The organism is Aliiroseovarius sp. D2-2, from assembly GCF_055809455.1.
In genome coordinates this window covers 1,790,546-1,806,763 of the sequence record NZ_CM147913.1, presented here as the reverse complement: position 1 = coordinate 1,806,763, position 16,218 = coordinate 1,790,546, and the positions used below count along the sequence as shown (strand labels likewise).

11 protein-coding genes and 1 tRNA gene are annotated in these 16,218 nt (G+C 53.8%); 6 read left to right on the top strand and 6 right to left on the bottom strand.

The genetic code is table 11. From position 1 onward, the window contains the following. Nucleotides 1-92: 92 nt before the first annotated feature. The 4 genes from AC0L6A_RS08880 (at nt 93) to AC0L6A_RS08865 (ending at nt 4,091) form a co-directional block, all read left to right on the top strand. Nucleotides 93-1,253, top strand: a complete 1,161-nt coding sequence (locus AC0L6A_RS08880) for a CaiB/BaiF CoA transferase family protein (RefSeq protein WP_473289368.1) — start codon at nt 93-95, stop codon at nt 1,251-1,253. Between the two features lie 112 nt (nt 1,254-1,365). Then, a complete protein-coding gene (locus AC0L6A_RS08875) occupies nt 1,366-3,411 on the top strand; it encodes an ASKHA domain-containing protein (RefSeq protein WP_473289366.1) in 2,046 nt (681 codons plus the stop codon). Nucleotides 3,412-3,461: 50 nt separating this feature from the next. Next, nucleotides 3,462-3,535, top strand: a tRNA-Gly gene (locus AC0L6A_RS08870). Nucleotides 3,536-3,599: 64 nt separating this feature from the next. Then, nucleotides 3,600-4,091 carry an acyl-CoA thioesterase gene (locus AC0L6A_RS08865; RefSeq protein WP_473289364.1) on the top strand — a complete coding sequence of 164 codons (492 nt, stop codon included), beginning with the start codon at nt 3,600-3,602 and terminating at the stop codon, nt 4,089-4,091. 15 nt (nt 4,092-4,106) lie between these two features. On the opposite strand, the gene AC0L6A_RS08860 is transcribed toward AC0L6A_RS08865, so the two are convergent. After that, a complete protein-coding gene (locus AC0L6A_RS08860) occupies nt 4,107-4,931 on the bottom strand; it encodes a sulfite exporter TauE/SafE family protein (protein WP_473289362.1) in 825 nt (274 codons plus the stop codon). A gap of 7 nt (nt 4,932-4,938) precedes the next feature. After that, nucleotides 4,939-5,970: a tRNA dihydrouridine(20/20a) synthase DusA gene (dusA, locus tag AC0L6A_RS08855; RefSeq protein ID WP_473289360.1), complete on the bottom strand. Its 1,032-nt coding sequence runs from the start codon at nt 5,968-5,970 to the stop codon at nt 4,939-4,941. Nucleotides 5,971-6,242: 272 nt separating this feature from the next. On the opposite strand from dusA, the gene AC0L6A_RS08850 reads away from it, so the two are divergent. Then, entirely contained in the window at nt 6,243-7,388 is a 1,146-nt protein-coding gene (locus AC0L6A_RS08850; protein WP_473289358.1) for a tyrosine-type recombinase/integrase, read from the top strand. A 60-nt stretch (nt 7,389-7,448) separates the two neighbouring features. Here AC0L6A_RS08850 and AC0L6A_RS08845 read toward each other — a convergent pair whose 3' ends face one another. From AC0L6A_RS08845 to AC0L6A_RS08830, 4 genes are read right to left on the bottom strand one after another with little or no spacing between them, the layout of a single operon-like run. Then, the gene (locus tag AC0L6A_RS08845) at nt 7,449-9,173 is read right to left on the bottom strand and encodes an ATP-dependent nuclease (RefSeq protein ID WP_473289356.1); all 1,725 of its coding nucleotides are present in this window, start codon (nt 9,171-9,173) and stop codon (nt 7,449-7,451) included. Nucleotides 9,174-9,230: 57 nt separating this feature from the next. Next, the gene (locus tag AC0L6A_RS08840) at nt 9,231-10,379 is read right to left on the bottom strand and encodes a GIY-YIG nuclease family protein (protein WP_473289354.1); all 1,149 of its coding nucleotides are present in this window, start codon (nt 10,377-10,379) and stop codon (nt 9,231-9,233) included. 50 nt (nt 10,380-10,429) lie between these two features. Next, nucleotides 10,430-12,502, bottom strand: a complete 2,073-nt coding sequence (locus tag AC0L6A_RS08835; RefSeq protein WP_473289352.1) for a DEAD/DEAH box helicase — start codon at nt 12,500-12,502, stop codon at nt 10,430-10,432. Next, nucleotides 12,503-15,214 (bottom strand): class I SAM-dependent DNA methyltransferase, encoded by a 2,712-nt coding sequence (locus AC0L6A_RS08830; RefSeq protein WP_247035639.1) that lies wholly within the window; start codon nt 15,212-15,214, stop codon nt 12,503-12,505. A gap of 396 nt (nt 15,215-15,610) precedes the next feature. On the opposite strand from AC0L6A_RS08830, the gene AC0L6A_RS08825 reads away from it, so the two are divergent. Beyond that, on the top strand, nt 15,611-16,129 hold the full coding sequence (locus AC0L6A_RS08825; protein ID WP_473289350.1) for a hypothetical protein: 519 nt from the start codon (nt 15,611-15,613) through the stop codon (nt 16,127-16,129). Nucleotides 16,130-16,218: the final 89 nt, after the last annotated feature.

Here is a 16,218-nt window from a genome sequence, read left to right as displayed (position 1 = left end):
ATAGCTTTACCCAGAGCATTCAATGCCTTAATTGAGCTTTGCTACACACTTAATAGAAGCTGATTACCTGATGCTGCCTCAAAGGACATCCCATGACCGCCCCTCTTTCTGACATCACCATTCTGGATCTGACACATGTGCTGGCCGGGCCCTATTGCTCAATGATCCTATCGGACCTTGGGGCGAAGGTGATCAAGGTGGAACAACCCGGCACAGGCGATGACACGCGCCACTTCCCCCCCTTTCGCGACGGCCACAGCGCGTATTTCGCAACGATCAACCGTGACAAGGAATCGATCGCTCTGAACCTGAAAGACGATGCCGACCGGGCGACATTTGAACGCCTGCTGGCGCAGGTGGACGTGGTCATGGAAAACTATCGCCCCGGCGTGATGGAGCGTTTGGGCTATGGCTACGACAAGCTGTCAGAGCGTTATCCGCACCTCATCTACGGCGCTGTGTCTGGCTTTGGTCACACTGGACCGGACGCCTTGAAACCAGCCTACGACATGGTCGCTCAGGCGCGGGGTGGTGTTATGTCCATCACCGGTGAAAAGAACCGTGAACCCGTACGTGTCGGGGCATCGGTCGGCGACATTGTGGCGGGTATGTTCTTGGGGCACGGACTTCTTGCTGCGCTTTATCAACGCGAAAAGACCGGCAAGGGACAAAAGGTCGATGTGGCGATGTTGGACAGCCAACTGGCCATCATGGAACACGCCATCGCCATTACCGGGGAAACGGGCAATCCGCCTGAACCATCCGGCGCGCGTCATCCCTCCATCGCGCCGTTCGAGACCTATCACACAGCCGACGGGCTGATGGTCATCGCCTGCGGCAACGATGTGCTGTTTGCTAAGCTGTGCCATGTACTCGGCAAACCCCATTGGGCCACCCTGCCCGAGTTTTCAGACAATCTTGCGCGCTGTGAAAACGTCATGTTGCTTAGACGACGGATCGAGACTGTAACCCTTGGCCACGCGCGCAAGCATTGGCTGGAGCTGTTGACGAATGAGGGCATCCCCTGCGCCCCAATCCAGAATGTTGCGGAAGCCATGCGCGACCCGCAAATATTGGCGCGCAACATGGTGAAAAACCTGCCAGCGCCGGATGGGGGAAAACCCTTCGTGGCTGCGGGAAATCCCATCAAGATGGACAGTGTGGATGACACGCGGCAACCGGGTGCAGCACCGTTACTAAACGGGAACCGGGACGAGATTCTTGCGTGGTTGTCGCAGCAGGAAACAACTTAATCCAGCTTCGGCCGAAAAAACGGCGTTTCCGACCCACATATGCCGCTCGCAGGCATTGCGTCCCCGCGCGGCATCCGTAAATTGATCAAAAATCAAACGGAAAGACGCGCGCATGTCTCAGGATCCTTTGGTCATCTTCACCCCCTCCGGCAAACGGGGACATTTCCCGGTTGGCACCCCAATTCTAACCGCTGCGCGGCAGTTGGGCGTTGATCTGGATTCTGTCTGCGGCGGGCGTGGAATATGCTCGAAATGTCAGATTACACCCAGCTTTGGCGAGTTTCCAAAGCATGGTGTGACGGTATCCGAGGATGCGCTGTCCGAATGGAACAAGGTCGAGCAGCGATACGATGACATCCGCGGATTGCCAAAGGGGCGTCGTTTGGGCTGTCAGGCCACTGTGCAAGGCGACATCGTAATCGATGTTCCGCCCGAAAGTCAGGTTCACAAGCAAGTTGTCCGCAAACGCGCCGAAGCGCGGGACATCACCTTGGATCCGGTGGTGAAGCTTTTTTATGTCGAGGTTGAAGAACCCGACATGCACGAACCCTCGGGCGATCTTGAGCGCCTTGTGACCGCGCTGGAAGAACAGTGGGAAATCAAAGGGGTGCGCGCCGATCTTCATATCCTTTCGACGCTTCAACCTTGTCTGCGCAAGGGCGAATGGAAGGTCACCGTGGCCGTGCATCTTGGCGACGAAGAAAATCCGCCCCGCGTTATGCATGTTTGGCCTGGTTATCATGAGGGCACGGTTTATGGCATGGCAGTTGATCTGGGATCGACAACCATTGCCGCGCATCTTTGCGACATGTCGACGGGCGAAGTTGTCGCCTCCTCCGGCCTGATGAACCCGCAAATCCGCTTTGGCGAAGATTTGATGAGCCGCGTCAGCTATTCGATGATGAACAGCGACGGCGCGCAGGAAATGACCACCGCTGTGCGCGAAGGCATGGATGCCTTGTTCACGCAGATCGCGGCGGATGCTGAGATCGACAAGTCCCTGATCATGGATGTGGTTGTGGTGTGTAACCCGGTCATGCACCACCTTTTCCTTGGCATTGATCCCTTTGAACTGGGTCAGGCGCCGTTTGCACTGGCAACATCAGATGCGCTTCGCCTTCGGGCAACGGATGTGGATCTGACAATTCATCCCCTCGCCCGCCTTTACTTGTTGCCTTGCATTGCAGGCCACGTTGGTGCGGACGCTGCCGCTGTCGCGCTGTCAGAAGCCCCGGATAAGTCCGAAGACCTTGTTTTGGTCGTTGATGTTGGCACCAATGCCGAAATCCTTCTGGGTGACAAAGATGGCGTCTTGGCCTGTTCCTCGCCCACCGGCCCCGCCTTTGAGGGCGCACAAATCAGTGCAGGCCAACGCGCCGCCCCCGGTGCCATTGAACGGGTCGAAATCGATCCCGTCACCAAAGAACCCCGTTTCCGCGTAATCGGATCGGACATCTGGTCGGACGAAGACGGTTTCGCCGAAGCCACGGCTGTAACAGGCGTCACAGGCATTTGTGGCTCTGGCATCATCGAAGTGATCGCAGAAATGCGCATGGCGGGCCTTGTGGATGCAGGCGGGTTGATCGGTTCGGCCGAGCAAACTGGTACCGAGCGTTGCATCGTCGACGGTCGTACCAATTCCTATCGCATGTGGGATGGTGATGAGGACCAGAAGCCCATCACAGTTACCAACGGAGATATCCGTGCCATCCAGATGGCGAAAGCTGCCCTTTATTCCGGCGCACGGCTTTTGATGGACAAACGTGGCGTGGACAAGGTTGACCGCGTGGTGCTGGCTGGGGCGTTTGGGGCCCATATCTCGGCCAAACACGCGATGGTTCTGGGCATGATCCCCGATTGCGAATTAGAAAAGGTGACATCGGCAGGCAACGCAGCGGGCACAGGCGCACGCATTGCGCTTTTGAACCGTGCGGCACGGGCCGAGATTGAAGACACCGTGCGCAAGATCACCAAGATCGAAACCGCCGTTGAGGCCAAATTCCAAGAGCATTTTGTAAATGCCTCGGCCATGCCGAACTCATCCGATCCTTTCCCAATTCTTCGCTCGAATGTGGAGCTGCCCGAACCCAGCTTCAACACGGGTGGCGGCGACGGTGAAGACGGTGGCGGTCGGCGCAGACGTCGTCGCCGTGGCTAAGCCCATACGCCCTTGAACTTTCAGCATCTGTGGCATACCTCGGGTATTCCGCGGGTGTAGCTCAATGGTAGAGCAGCAGCTTCCCAAGCTGACGACGAGGGTTCGATTCCCTTCACCCGCTCCAACCATCTAGCCTTGTGATCTGACCTGAACATCGGGCTGCTTGGCGCAAATGCAGGGCGACCGATATGAACGATCTTTACGCTGAAACACCACTTGTCACCCGGCTGAACGCAGACCAGTTGCACAGTGTTGGGGTACCTGAAGGTTGGAATTACGGTCAAGCAGATCGCGTGCGATTTCACGAATTAGACGCACTAAACCACGTAAACAACATCGTTTACCTACGCTGGTTCGAAGACATCCGCATCCCTTATTTTCAAGACCATGCGATCACCAGCTACAACGCCAAGAACGACCCGCAAGTTGTGCTAGCCACCAACTCAGCGCGGTATTTCAAGCCCATGTTTCTTAGTGAAACCTTTGTGGTCACAGCGCGTGCCAGCAGCTATCGAAACAGCTCGTTCGTGCTGGAATACGGCGTTTGGGTCGGACCAGAGCTTCGATGTTCAGGCGAAACCGTCGTCGTGACATTGGAACATGACGGAAAGACCAAACGTCCGCTGAGCGCTGACGCGATCAGCGCCTTGGCCGCTGATGGAGCGATTAAGGCGAACTAATCCAGCCTTCAACCTCTACCAGCCTAAGGCTTTGCGAAGCATATTCAGTGCAACCAACGTCAAGAACACCGCAAACACGCGTTTCAGGGGTTTGGGGTCCATTGCATGGGCCAATTTTACCCCTATCGGTGCTGTGAACAGCGTCATCGACACGATCAACGCAAACGCCGGAAGGTTTACGGCCCCAAAAGTGAATGGTGGGCGTGCCGCTGGGTCGATCTGCACGAACAGAAACCCAAGAACGGACGGGACAGCAATCAGGACACCAAACCCGGCTGCGGTGGCCACGGCATTGTGGATCGGGCGCCCATGCAAGGTCATCAGCGGCACACCAAAGCTGCCGCCTCCGATCCCCATAAGCACTGACAGAAAGCCCAACACCGGCGAAAACATAGCAACACGTGCACCTTTCGGCATGGCGTCGGCCAGCCTCCAATGGGTCTTGCCAAGCCCCAGATAAGCGCCGATGCACAGGCCCAGAACACCGAAGATCGCCTGCAGGACAACTGATTTCAGCCCAGAGGCCACGATCACGCCAATCAAAGCGCCCACAGCGATGCCCGGCGCCCATGTTTTCAAGATCTCCCAGTCCACCGCACCCTTTTTGTTATGCGACATCACCGATCGCACCGAAGTGACGATGATCGTCGCAAGAGACGTCGCCAAGCAGATCTGCATCAATTGATCGGACCCGTAGCCAAGCGCTGAAAAGGCATAAAAGAATGCGGGTACAAGAACGATGCCGCCCCCGACCCCCAGTAGCCCGGCAAGCACGCCAGCAAAGCCGCCGATCACCGCCAAAAGCGCGGTCATTGGTAAAAGCGTGGTCAGGTCAGGCATAAGGTATTCAGTCAACAGAGGCGTGTTCAGGAACAGAAGACAAGGCTTCCGCCACCAGCGCAACCCCTGCGCCTGGGCGTGTCGACCCTTCTGACAGAATGCGACGCCATTTCCGTGCGCCCGGTCGGCCGTTGAAAAGGCCCAACATATGCCGGGTGATCGAATGAAGGCGCGCGCCCTCAGCCAAACGCGTTTCAATGTATGGATACATCGCCTCGACCACGTCATGCGCGGTGGGAACCGGGGACGTATCGCCAAATATGGCCTGATCCGCCCCCAAAAGCACATTTCCGGGATCGTGGTAAGCAGCGCGCCCTATCATGACACCATCCATCACATCCAGATGCGCACGGGCGTCATCCAGTGATGAGATCCCCCCGTTGATCGACAGATGCAGATGGGGAAATGCCTCTTTCATCCGGTGGACCAGCGGATAATCCAAGGGGGGGATGTCCCGGTTTTCTTTTGGGCTTAAACCTTTCAACCATGCTTTGCGGGCATGGATGGTGAACCGATCAACACCTGCGGCAGAGACTTTCTCAATGAAATCTGGCAGCATATCCTCAGATGATTGATCATCAACTCCAATACGGCATTTCACTGTCACTTCAATGTCTTGCGAAGCATCCTTCATGGCGGACATGCAATCCGCAACCAGTTGAGGATCGCGCATCAAGACCGCACCAAATGTGCCGGACTGCACCCGGTCTGACGGACACCCCACATTCAGGTTCACTTCGTCATAACCGCGCTCGACACACAGTTTTGTGGCCGCGGCCAGTTCTTTTGGATCAGAGCCGCCCAACTGCACTGCGATCGGATGTTCTTCGGCATTGTAGTCCAAAAGGTGCACAGCCCCACCCCGCACCAATGCCGGCGCGGTTACCATTTCGGTATAGAGCAACGCGTGGCGGCTCATCAGCCGGTGAAAGTACCGACAATTCTTGTCGGTCCAATCCATCATGGGTGCAATGGATAAACGCGCAGCCCGCTGAACATCGGAAAACCCTGATTTTTCTTGGTTTTTTGGATCAACCATTTTTCACGTTTTCCTCGTTTCGGCTCGATTTAGCCTCGTTTTTGGGCGCGGTGCTACACGATGTAGCACTGGTGTCGGGATGTAGCACTTTTCCCCATGGGATTTCCACCTCGCACAATAAGACGATGGGCTTCTGCTCAATCAGTGGAATCATTCCTTCCTATTCGGCCCGATCACCACCGATTTCAAACAAAACTTCAAAGACCCGCTTCTCTAAAAAACAAACGATCAGATGTTCCGGCTAACGAAATCCCGGACTGGAAGGAAACACCATGGGAACCATTGTTGAACGTCAAAAGAAAGATGGAAAACCGAGCTTTACCGCGCAAATTCGAAAGAAACGGAAGGGTAAAGTCATTCTCAATTTGGTAGAGACATTTGCCACTCGATCAGCCGCAAAAAGCTGGCTGAATGACAGAGAAAGTGACCTTAATCGGAAAGGAGGCATGGAGCGAGCTGTCCGTGCAAAGGCACGCAAGTCCGTATCACAGTGCATTGATGATTATTCCGCTGCATCCCCGTTTGGTTTTGGAAAGTCGAAAGCCCAGATGCTCAGCACATTGCACAGACTCGAGTTCGGCGCCAAATCAATCGACGACCTCACGGCGGCGGATTTCATAGACCTCGCGAACAATCTTTTAATGGGCGTTCAGGCACCTCCGACCGACCCAAAACTGGACACGCCTGCGCACTACACGCTCAAACCACGTAAGCCTCAAACGGTAAATGGATACATGGTGACGTTGGGAACGCTCATTCGTTACGGTGGGCCTATATGCCGAGTAACGATGCCAGTTTCAGAGTTCGAAGAAGCCATGCGCACCCTTAAACATCATAGGATGGTAAAAAAATCCGACACCCGCTCGCGTCGCCCCTCTTTAGAAGAACTCGATAAGCTGATGGAGTATTTCTACTCCAGACATCAAGCTAACCCGCGTATCGTCCCAATGCACAAGATCATCGCAGCCGCCATTTTTGAAACACACAGGCAAGGGGCGATCCTTTCTCAAACATGGTCAGACTACGACCAAGCCAACGACCAAATCATGATCAGGAACATGAAGCACCCTATGCAAACAGACGGGAATGACATGTTGCTGGATATTCGAAAGGAGGCACAATCGATCATCAATAGTATGCCTCGGGTCGATGACCGGATTTTTCCTTACAATCGAGATGTCATCAGCCGGCACTTCACTGACGCGTGCAAGATTCTCGAAATCGAAGACCTACACTTTCATGATCTTCGGCATGAAGGCATTTCACGACTTTTCGAGATGGGGTTAACCATCCCTCAGGTCGCTCAAGTATCGGGGCATCGGTCCTGGCAAAGCCTCCAACGCTACACACAGATCAAGCACAGCGGCGACAAGTATGCGAATTGGAAATGGTGGCCTTTGATTGCCGCCTCGTCATGAACATGGTTGTGGCGGGCCGAGTGAGGCCCGCCACAACTACGAAATATCTCACAAGCAAAATCAAAGCAGTGCTTCGAGCGTTTCTCGCAATTCATCAACTAAAACCTGATCCAAATCAGGAGGCACAGACTTGCCAAAACTGCTCGCGCGAGGAAGCCCTTTATCTTGTGCGGATTTACGGATGGCACTTACCAAGTCTTTCCCCAGGACTTTGTGCTGATCACCATGCTCTGTTGCGGCCGCTTCTACCTCAACATCTCCAAATTGAGGAAGTTGGCCTCTTCGTGCCTCAGGGATTTTCTGACTGGCATCGTTTCTCTTCGTTCGACGTTTCTCCAAAGCCTTATTTTCAGCACAGGCCGCATTCACAGCTTCGGTCAAGATATCAGCCGCGGCTTCTCCACTCACCCCAAAATGAGCTTCGATAATACTTTGTTCCCCCCAATAGGCCTCCATATCCGAGCATTTCGTCACCCAGAAATGAAACCCCTTGTCCTGATATGGAGTTGCGAGCGCGACCACTTCTTCGGGCATCATGAAGTCCCGGTCTCTGTGGATAACAATCTCAATAGAATCTCCAAATAAGCCCTTGAGTCCATTTATCGTTTCAGGCGTAGGAAGCTTTCCAGTTCCATGAAAAGGCCAAATTGCTGTCGTTCTTTCTAAGTCTGGCCATTGAGAGAGTATCGATTGAAGCATCGCAGATCCGGTGTCTTCGGTCATCAATAGGATTCGCTTGTCGAGCAATCCCCAGCCCATCAGATTGCGAGCAACCTCATCGCCATTAGGTTGAACCGCACCATCTTTCATCCAAATGACCTTTGTATCCGCAGGCAAGGAACGCACAACAGAAGGGCTATGCGTTGCGAGAACGACTTGCGTGCCGAAGTCGCGAGCCGCTTCGGACAGCACAGAAATGAGTTTTTCCTGTGCTGTCGGATGGAGATGAGAGTCAGGCTCATCTACCAACAACAAAACAGGTCGAAAATAAACCAGATATGAAAAGATCTGAATGACTTGAAGAAAGCCAATTCCTGCGAGTTCAAGCGGCTTAAACCTCTTTGGGTCCGCCACCGCCATTTCAGCAGTTTGGAACTGCGCCAGAATTCTTGAATGCTGGTCTTCGTCGAAATCTACTTTGAGGGTAAGCTTGCCCATAACGCGTGAAACATAATCTTGCACTGTTTCGAGACCAGTCTTCCCGTCGGTTTCTTTCGCTTTTAGAAGATCCAGAACATTCCGAAGAACAGTATTGGCGTCCCCAGCCGCAGCCAATCGTTCTACTATGAGTTTGGTTCTCTTTTCTTCCAGCAAGGGAATCCCTGCCAAACCCGGGATGTATGCACTAATCTCTCTCCGCCGATCGCGTATCACGTTCGTTAAGGCATTTCCTGAAGGGATATGAACGCTAATACCTTCATTTCGTGCAGACTTTATCCAAAGGTCTGCAGATATGGACACTCCCTCTGTGTCCTTCGCTTCAACTTTCAAATCAAGCTTTGGGGAATTCTGAAAGTTTCCATATTCAGCGCCGTTTCCGGAATTTCTATATTCGGGTGAAGGCATGTAAGTAGCGTCGTTTTCCGAGAGCGTGGCACCCTCCGTGCTCTTCCTGTTTGCGGATACGCTGCGATTGCGCCCAGATTGGAAAACCCAATGCATCGCTTGCAAAACAGAGCTTTTTCCGGAACCATTTGCCCCAACAAGCACGTTGAAATCCGCAAGTTCAAGGGCCGCTCTATCAATTGCTTTGAAGTTTTGAACAGTTATTTTTGAAATTTTCATTAGAACAGCTCACAATCGTTTTTGTTTTCAATCTCAGATGTGGGAGATTTCTTTTTTTCATCGCCGCTCAATGACTTGCGCCTTCACGTTGTATCTAAACAAATGAAGCTCCTGTTTCTGTAATAATGTGGCAGCTTGGCTCACATGCTCCGGAAGCACGTAGAACCACTCTTTTGGATGCACCTTTTTGCCAAAACGGTCCAGAATGAAGAGTTCAGAAGGTCTGGCGCTCTCGAAGAATCTGTGAAGAAGTTGCTCTACCTTTTCCCGCGGGAGATTTTCCAGCTCAAAGGTGGCGACGACCTCAACTGGGGCCAAGAGAAACGTAGGATCATTCCGCGCATCTGCAACGCGCCTTCGAACGTCTTGGCTGGTGACCCCAATTTTGTGTAGGATTTTTCTTTGATCCTTGATTGCGGGATCATCAGACAATGACCGGGCGACGTAGATCGTGCCCGAAACACCCACCCGGTCGGCTTCCCATTCTGCATCCAGCGGCCCGAGACCTACTTTTTCGATTAGTCTAGAGGCTTTGTCATCGTTCAATGACTTGCGGAAAGAGGACATGAGTGGGTCGCTTTCCGTGCCATTTGAAAAGATCACTCGCAGCCGATGGTCTCGAGACCCACCACGCGCTGTCATCTCCGATTTCTCTGCGATCATCGCCAGCAAACCATTCCGAATGAAAAAATCGCCTTCAACTGGCTCAATCACAGCCCATTTCTTCACGGGCCTCGCCTTGCGCTCACCCGCTTCCAAAGCCGACTGCACCTCTTCGAACTTGTCGGCGTATCTATCGAAATCTGTGCACGGAACGAATTCCGCACGATGATCGGGCAAGTGGCGCTCGGCAGATGGTGTTACATGGCGAAGCGTCACGGCATCTTCATCCAGTTCCAAAGCATCATCGTCAAAGATGTCATCAAGACTGTCTGGAATTTGCCCTTCGTGAGGGTCTTCCCGCCAATTTGTTTGCGGAACATCCTTCGCCTCAAGCAATCCCAAGTGATCAGATGCTAACATCTCATCTGTTGGGTTCTGCCTTAGCTTTTCCCAAATCGTGCCGAGCCGCATCTCCTCATGATCAGCCGCATCTGGGTGGGGTAAATGGTCGGTTCGTTCAAAGAATGTGCTCACCTCGCCCAATATGGCCAATCCCCGATCAGTATACTGGGCGCCAGCAGCGCGCGGTTTTACCGCCAGCAATCCAAATTCGTCTAGCTCAGAAAAGATGTCATCAAGCGTTGGGCGAGGCATTACAGCGTTCCCTCACGCATGCGTTTGGCCTTCTGTGCTTTTAGCCATGACAGCGCTTCTGCCATTCGCTTTTCAAGCGCATCAGGAGAGTTGGGATTGGGTTCTCTCCCCTCGGATGCCCGAAATGCTTTAATACGCGGCCAAAGCGTTCGTGCCTCGTCTTCCGACATATCGACCCGCATTGCGACCATAGCTGATTGCACATGTGCCAGAAGCTTTGAGTCCAACGATTTGGAGGCAACTTCAAACCGCTCCTGAAACGCATTCACACTGTCAATCAGCTCCACATCGATATCGCGCACATTGATGAACTTCTTGACCATTTGAAGAAGGGTATTTGGCGCGCTGGCAAGCTCATCCACCTCGCTGTCCGCAGACGTCTCCGACTTACCTTCAAAAGCAGCCCCGGCCTCAGCCATGCCTTTTTGCTGTTCATCTCGGGCCAAGGTTAGGATGTTCATGTGCGCCGCAAGATGCTGACGAACGCTCTCGGCCTCTTCTTCATCAAGCGTTTCGTATCGCTTCTCAATGATGTCGGTCAAAATCATCTGGGTCGCGACCTCAGGCGCCGTTTCCGGTGACAATACGCGCTTGTCCATCGCCTGACAGGCCGCAGCCATCAGGTCATGCATATCTTGCTCGCAGATGTCCTTTGAGCGCTTCGTCGGGGGCATTAGCAGATCCCCTATGACAACGTTCACGTTCCCCTGCCCGTCTACCGAAATGGGCTCTCTAATGTCTCCATCTTCACGCCTATGGAACTTGAAATTTGGTGCCAGCACTTGCTCCATCAACAGCGATCCTGAAATCGCCTTGAGCATGTCATTCACCGCATCTGTGACCACACCGGTTTCAACACCCGGCTCTGCCACAAGGTTGGTGAACACAGCACGCGGCTTGCCCGGGGCGTCGCGGGTAGCGCGGCCGATAATTTGCACGATCTCCGTCAAGGATGAGCGATAACCGATGGTCAGCGCATGTTCGCACCAGACCCAGTCAAACCCCTCTTTGGCCATCCCGAGCGCGATGATGATATCGACCTTGGCACGGTCGGCTTCGTCATCCCGTTTGCCATCCGGTCCTTTGATCTCGCGCATCAATGCGGATTTGACGATATCCCGCCCCGGCCCATCATCGACCAGATCTGCAATCTTAAGCAGCCGTCCATCAGACGCCTCAACCAGATCAAACCCAGTCGCGTCTTCGCGTCCTTTGTGCGTGCCGATCAGATCCATGATTTTGCCGACTTCGTTGAACTTGTCGTCAAACGCCTCGGACGATCCACGATGAGGGATATGGATGATGGTCTTTTGCGAAACATCCAGAACATCAACTAAGCCGTTGATATATCGCCCCTTATAGAACTGATAGTTCACCCCCAGCGCCTTGAGGTGCTCATAGCCTTCCAGCTGCTCGTAATAGCTGTAGGTGATCGTGGTGAACTTAGCTTCATCCTCGGGCCGCAGCACAGGGTCGGCATCGCCGCGGAAATAGCTGCCGGTCATCGCCATCAAATGACACTTCTCGCGTGTTACCAGTGCCCGCAGGATCACGCCCAATCGGTTGTTGTCGGACGCGGACACATGGTGGAATTCATCAATCGCGATGAAGCACTCATCAAACGCCTCTGGCCCCTGCGCCTCAACCACCTTTTCATAGGCAAAGCGGAACGTGGCATGGGTGCACACCAGCACCTCGGCATCCGAACCCATGAACTCCACAAAGGCCTTCACCTTTTGGTCCGACGCATCCTCACCCGTCAGGCAGAGGTTCCATTTATCCTCAACTTCCCAATCGGCCTCAAACCCATAGGATGTCAGATCAGTCGAGCGGAACGATCCCCCAATCGAGGTTTCTGGCACGCAAACGATGACCTTTTCGCGCGCTTGGTGGCGCAGCTTGTCCAGCGCGATGAACATCAGCGCCCGGCTTTTGCCCGCCGCTGGGGGCGCCTTGAGCAACAGGAATTGCGCCGCCCGCGCCGCATAGGCCCGCGCCTGCATTTCGCGCATGCCCATGGGGTTGGTCGCTGATTTCTTGTGCCCGTATTGGACGTTCAACATCTGAGCCATTTATTTGCCCCTCTTGCCGCGCTTGGATTTCGCAGCATCTTTTTCAATCTGTTTAATCTTGGCAGCGTAGAGCTTGAATAAATGCTCCAGCCGTTCGGTATCGTTGCGGAACGGCCGCCCGATATACATGGTTTCCAGCAGCTCATCGTTTTCCCGATGCACCGCTCGCAGATCGTCGGGCATTTTGTCGGGGTCATACAATTCGGCAATGGTGGCCGGATAATGGCTGTAACGGGTTTTGAGGATCTTGCGGGCCGAAGCATTGAGCGCTTCAAGCTGATCGTCCGAGAAATTCGGCACCGGAAAGGTGTTCCAGCCAAGGGTGTTCGAATAACGGAAACGGCTTTCAAGCCTTCCACAAACAGTGGCGATCCAGACGAGGTGGATGCGCGAAGCGATCAGCGCGAGGCACCAGTCGGGGGCGTCGTAGAGGGCCATGTTGAGATTTGATGAGATCACACTCGCATCTACCCGATCTACTGGAAGATACGGACGGCGTTCAGAAGTCACGCTTGGGATGAGGATAGAATGGCTATTGGCTTCAAATACTTGCTTGAACCGGTAAGAAAGAGGGAGCAGTTTTTCACGAACATACTTGTCAGTGCTTTCCGCTCGAAATTCCTCAACTCTTTGAACTCTTTCTGAGATCGCAGGAATAGACATCGCCTCAGTCAATGTATCCGCAGTGATCCACAGGCAATAGCGACGGAAACCATTTACCACCTCTTTGGAGCCCATAAAGGGGCGTATGAAGGGCGAAACACGTGGCTCAGCGTGCAACAAAGTGGATTTCTCTTCTTCGGTCATGAGAAGAAACCCTCCTTCGACCGGCTTATTGCCATAGTCCATAGAAGGTAACCCGAACAATCCATCGCGCGTCCCGACCACCGAAACAGAGGGGGCATGCACCAAAAAGGCATTGATATTGTCCACCAGACTTTCAACGCCATTTGCAAACAAGCGTTTCGGAACCCTCGTCACATTTCGCAATCCAATAATCGAGCAAATTACTGCTGCATTTGCTGATGCGTTGTTCCGCCATTTGAAATCCTTGTGGGCAAACCCAATTTCCAAATCAGGCTCAAGAACATGCGGCCACAAAGCGGCAACTGAGTAGCCCTGACAAATCGAATTGGTCGAAACCAGAGCGGATCGTGCCGCCCTTCCCCGAATGTAACGTGACGCTTTGAAGAACCATGCAGCGACAAAATCAAACGCAGCAAAACTCTTCACATGCTCCTTGAACACAAAGGCCAGATCGGCCTTTTGCTCTTTGCTTTGATAGGTCGACCCCAAAAACGGCGGATTGCCCGCGATAAACACCTCTTCCCCCTCACCGGGTGGCGGGCAGACCTCGTCCCAATCCACCCTCAGGGCGTTGTCACAGACGATATGCGCGCTTTCGCGCAGTGGCAGGCTGGCGGGGCCTTGGCCGAACACCTCGCGAAACACCGCGTTGGCCTGATACTCGGCGATGAACAGCGCCAGCTTGGCGGTCTCGGCTGCGAAATCCGTGATCTCGATCCCGTGGAAATGGGCGATCTGAATGGCCGAGAACATCTCTTTCGTGCCCTCGCCCGTCAGTTCTTCCAACCGCTCCAGAATGCGCATCTCACGTTCGCGCAATTGACGATAGGACACGACCAGAAAGTTGCCCGACCCACAGGCCGGATCAAACACGCGGATCCCCTCAAGCCGTGTCAGCACCCGTTTCAGCGCGGCAGGTTTATCCCATGCTTTCTCGATATCCGCGTCCAGATCATCCAAAAACAGCGGCCCGATCACCTTCATGATGTTGGGCACCGAGGTATAGTGCATCCCCAGCTCAGAGCGCTGTTTGGGGTCGGCGACTGACTGGATCATCGAGCCAAAGATGTCAGGGTTGATCTCGCGCCAATCCAGATCGCAGGCATCGCGCAGATAGCGATAGGACGGCACATCGAACTTGGGCGCATCAATCGCCCCGGCGAACAAGCCACCGTTGACGTATTCCAGCTCCCCCGCCCAGCCTGGCAGATCGCCGCGCTGGTTCTTGGGGCGGTTCATGGCGGTGAAGGCTGCGATGATCACCTCGCGCGCTTCCTCGCCCTTGTTGCCCGAGTGGCTGAACAGGATTTGACTGAACTGATTGTCCGGGAAGATACCCACGTCTTCGGCAAACATGCAGAAGATCAGCCGCATCATCAGCTGGTTCATCTCGTGACGGCGCTCATCACTGGCCCAGTCGGGGTTGGCTTTGGCCAGCGCGTCATAGAGCCGGGCCAGTTTGCCGGTCGCTTTGACATCGACAGGGTTTTCCTGCACCGCGTCATAACGCTCTTTGCCCGCGGCGGGCAGGAAGAACCCAAAGTTGTCGCCGATCTCATCAAAACGGCAATGAAGCGTCTCTCCGCTCATCCGCTGCTCTGCCGCGACCATCTCGCCATCCGTGGCGATCAGGACAGCTGGTTTGGCAGTGGTCGTCTTTTTAGAGTTCCGAAGGGCCTCAAGTGTGACATCAACCATGCCGTCCAAGGCGGGTGCATAGTGGAACTTCTTGTTGACCAGCACACCACTGGGCTGGTCTGACTTGTTGGTCGTGCCATTTCGCAGCTTGGCAATTGCGGCCTGGGCCACGTCAGTCGCCTCGGCAAAGGCAAAAGGGAATTCCAGTGGATCGAATGGCTCGGACGAGATCTTCTCAAGGGCTTCAAAAATCTCAGTCGGGTTCATTAAAGGATCCTGTAATCAAAAGGAAAACAACGAGCGCCAAACAAAACCCTCTAAAAGATTTGTATTGGCAGCTTGCTGGCCATGCAACCTATTGATGTGCGCTGCGCCCCTGTTTTTCCAACAAATTCGGGCATCTACGCATCGAAAACGCCCCACCGAACAAGCACACCCAAAGGCAACAGGCGAACTTTTTTCTACCGCAGCATCTTGACGAGCTCGCCGAAAATTCCATCTAAGGCGTTAGCCTTCTTAACTCCCTTAAGAGTTTAGTGAATCCAGAGCGTTCGTCATGACGTTCTGGCATTCACCTAAACTCGAAGGGAGTAGTTGCATCCCTTGAGAGCATGGGGTGTAACCCAAGGGCGTCGATTTCCTTCCTCAAAATCGGAGCCCATCATGATGGCACTTGTGCCGGACGCGCAGCGTTCGATCACCGTTGGTGACGTTGTCACCTTTCAATTTCCTTACAAAAAAAGTGCAACCTTGAAGAACAGACCTTGCTTTGTTCTGCATGAAGATCACGAAACAGATGAAGTCGTGATTGCCTACGGGACAAGCAGCTTTGATCCCAGAGACGTGAGTATTCATGAAATGACGGCTTCCAGCCCAGAGATGCTTTCTGAATTCAACCTAAAAAAGCCAACTCGTTTCATCTTCAAACGCAGGATCCGCGTTCGGAAAGACGATCCTCGGTTCTGCATCAAGCCATGCGCCGGAACGTCTCGGATTGGTGGGCTCCCCGCCTATGCCTCTCCGTTTATCAGCAAGTGCTACAAAGAGCTTCCGTTTCGCGAAGCACAAGACGAACGCCAAGGGATCCATCCCAATAAGAAGGTGACTGCTAAGCGCCCCTTCTCTAACCGCGGACTGTTTGGCCGACAAAGATCTCGACCCGAGGTCATATCTGCAGTCTGAAGCCAACAAACCAAGTCTAATGCCTACTGCGCAGCCCCGCCTTTCACATGCGGGCCCGCAAGGCCGCCCCCCCAATCAAAGGATTATTT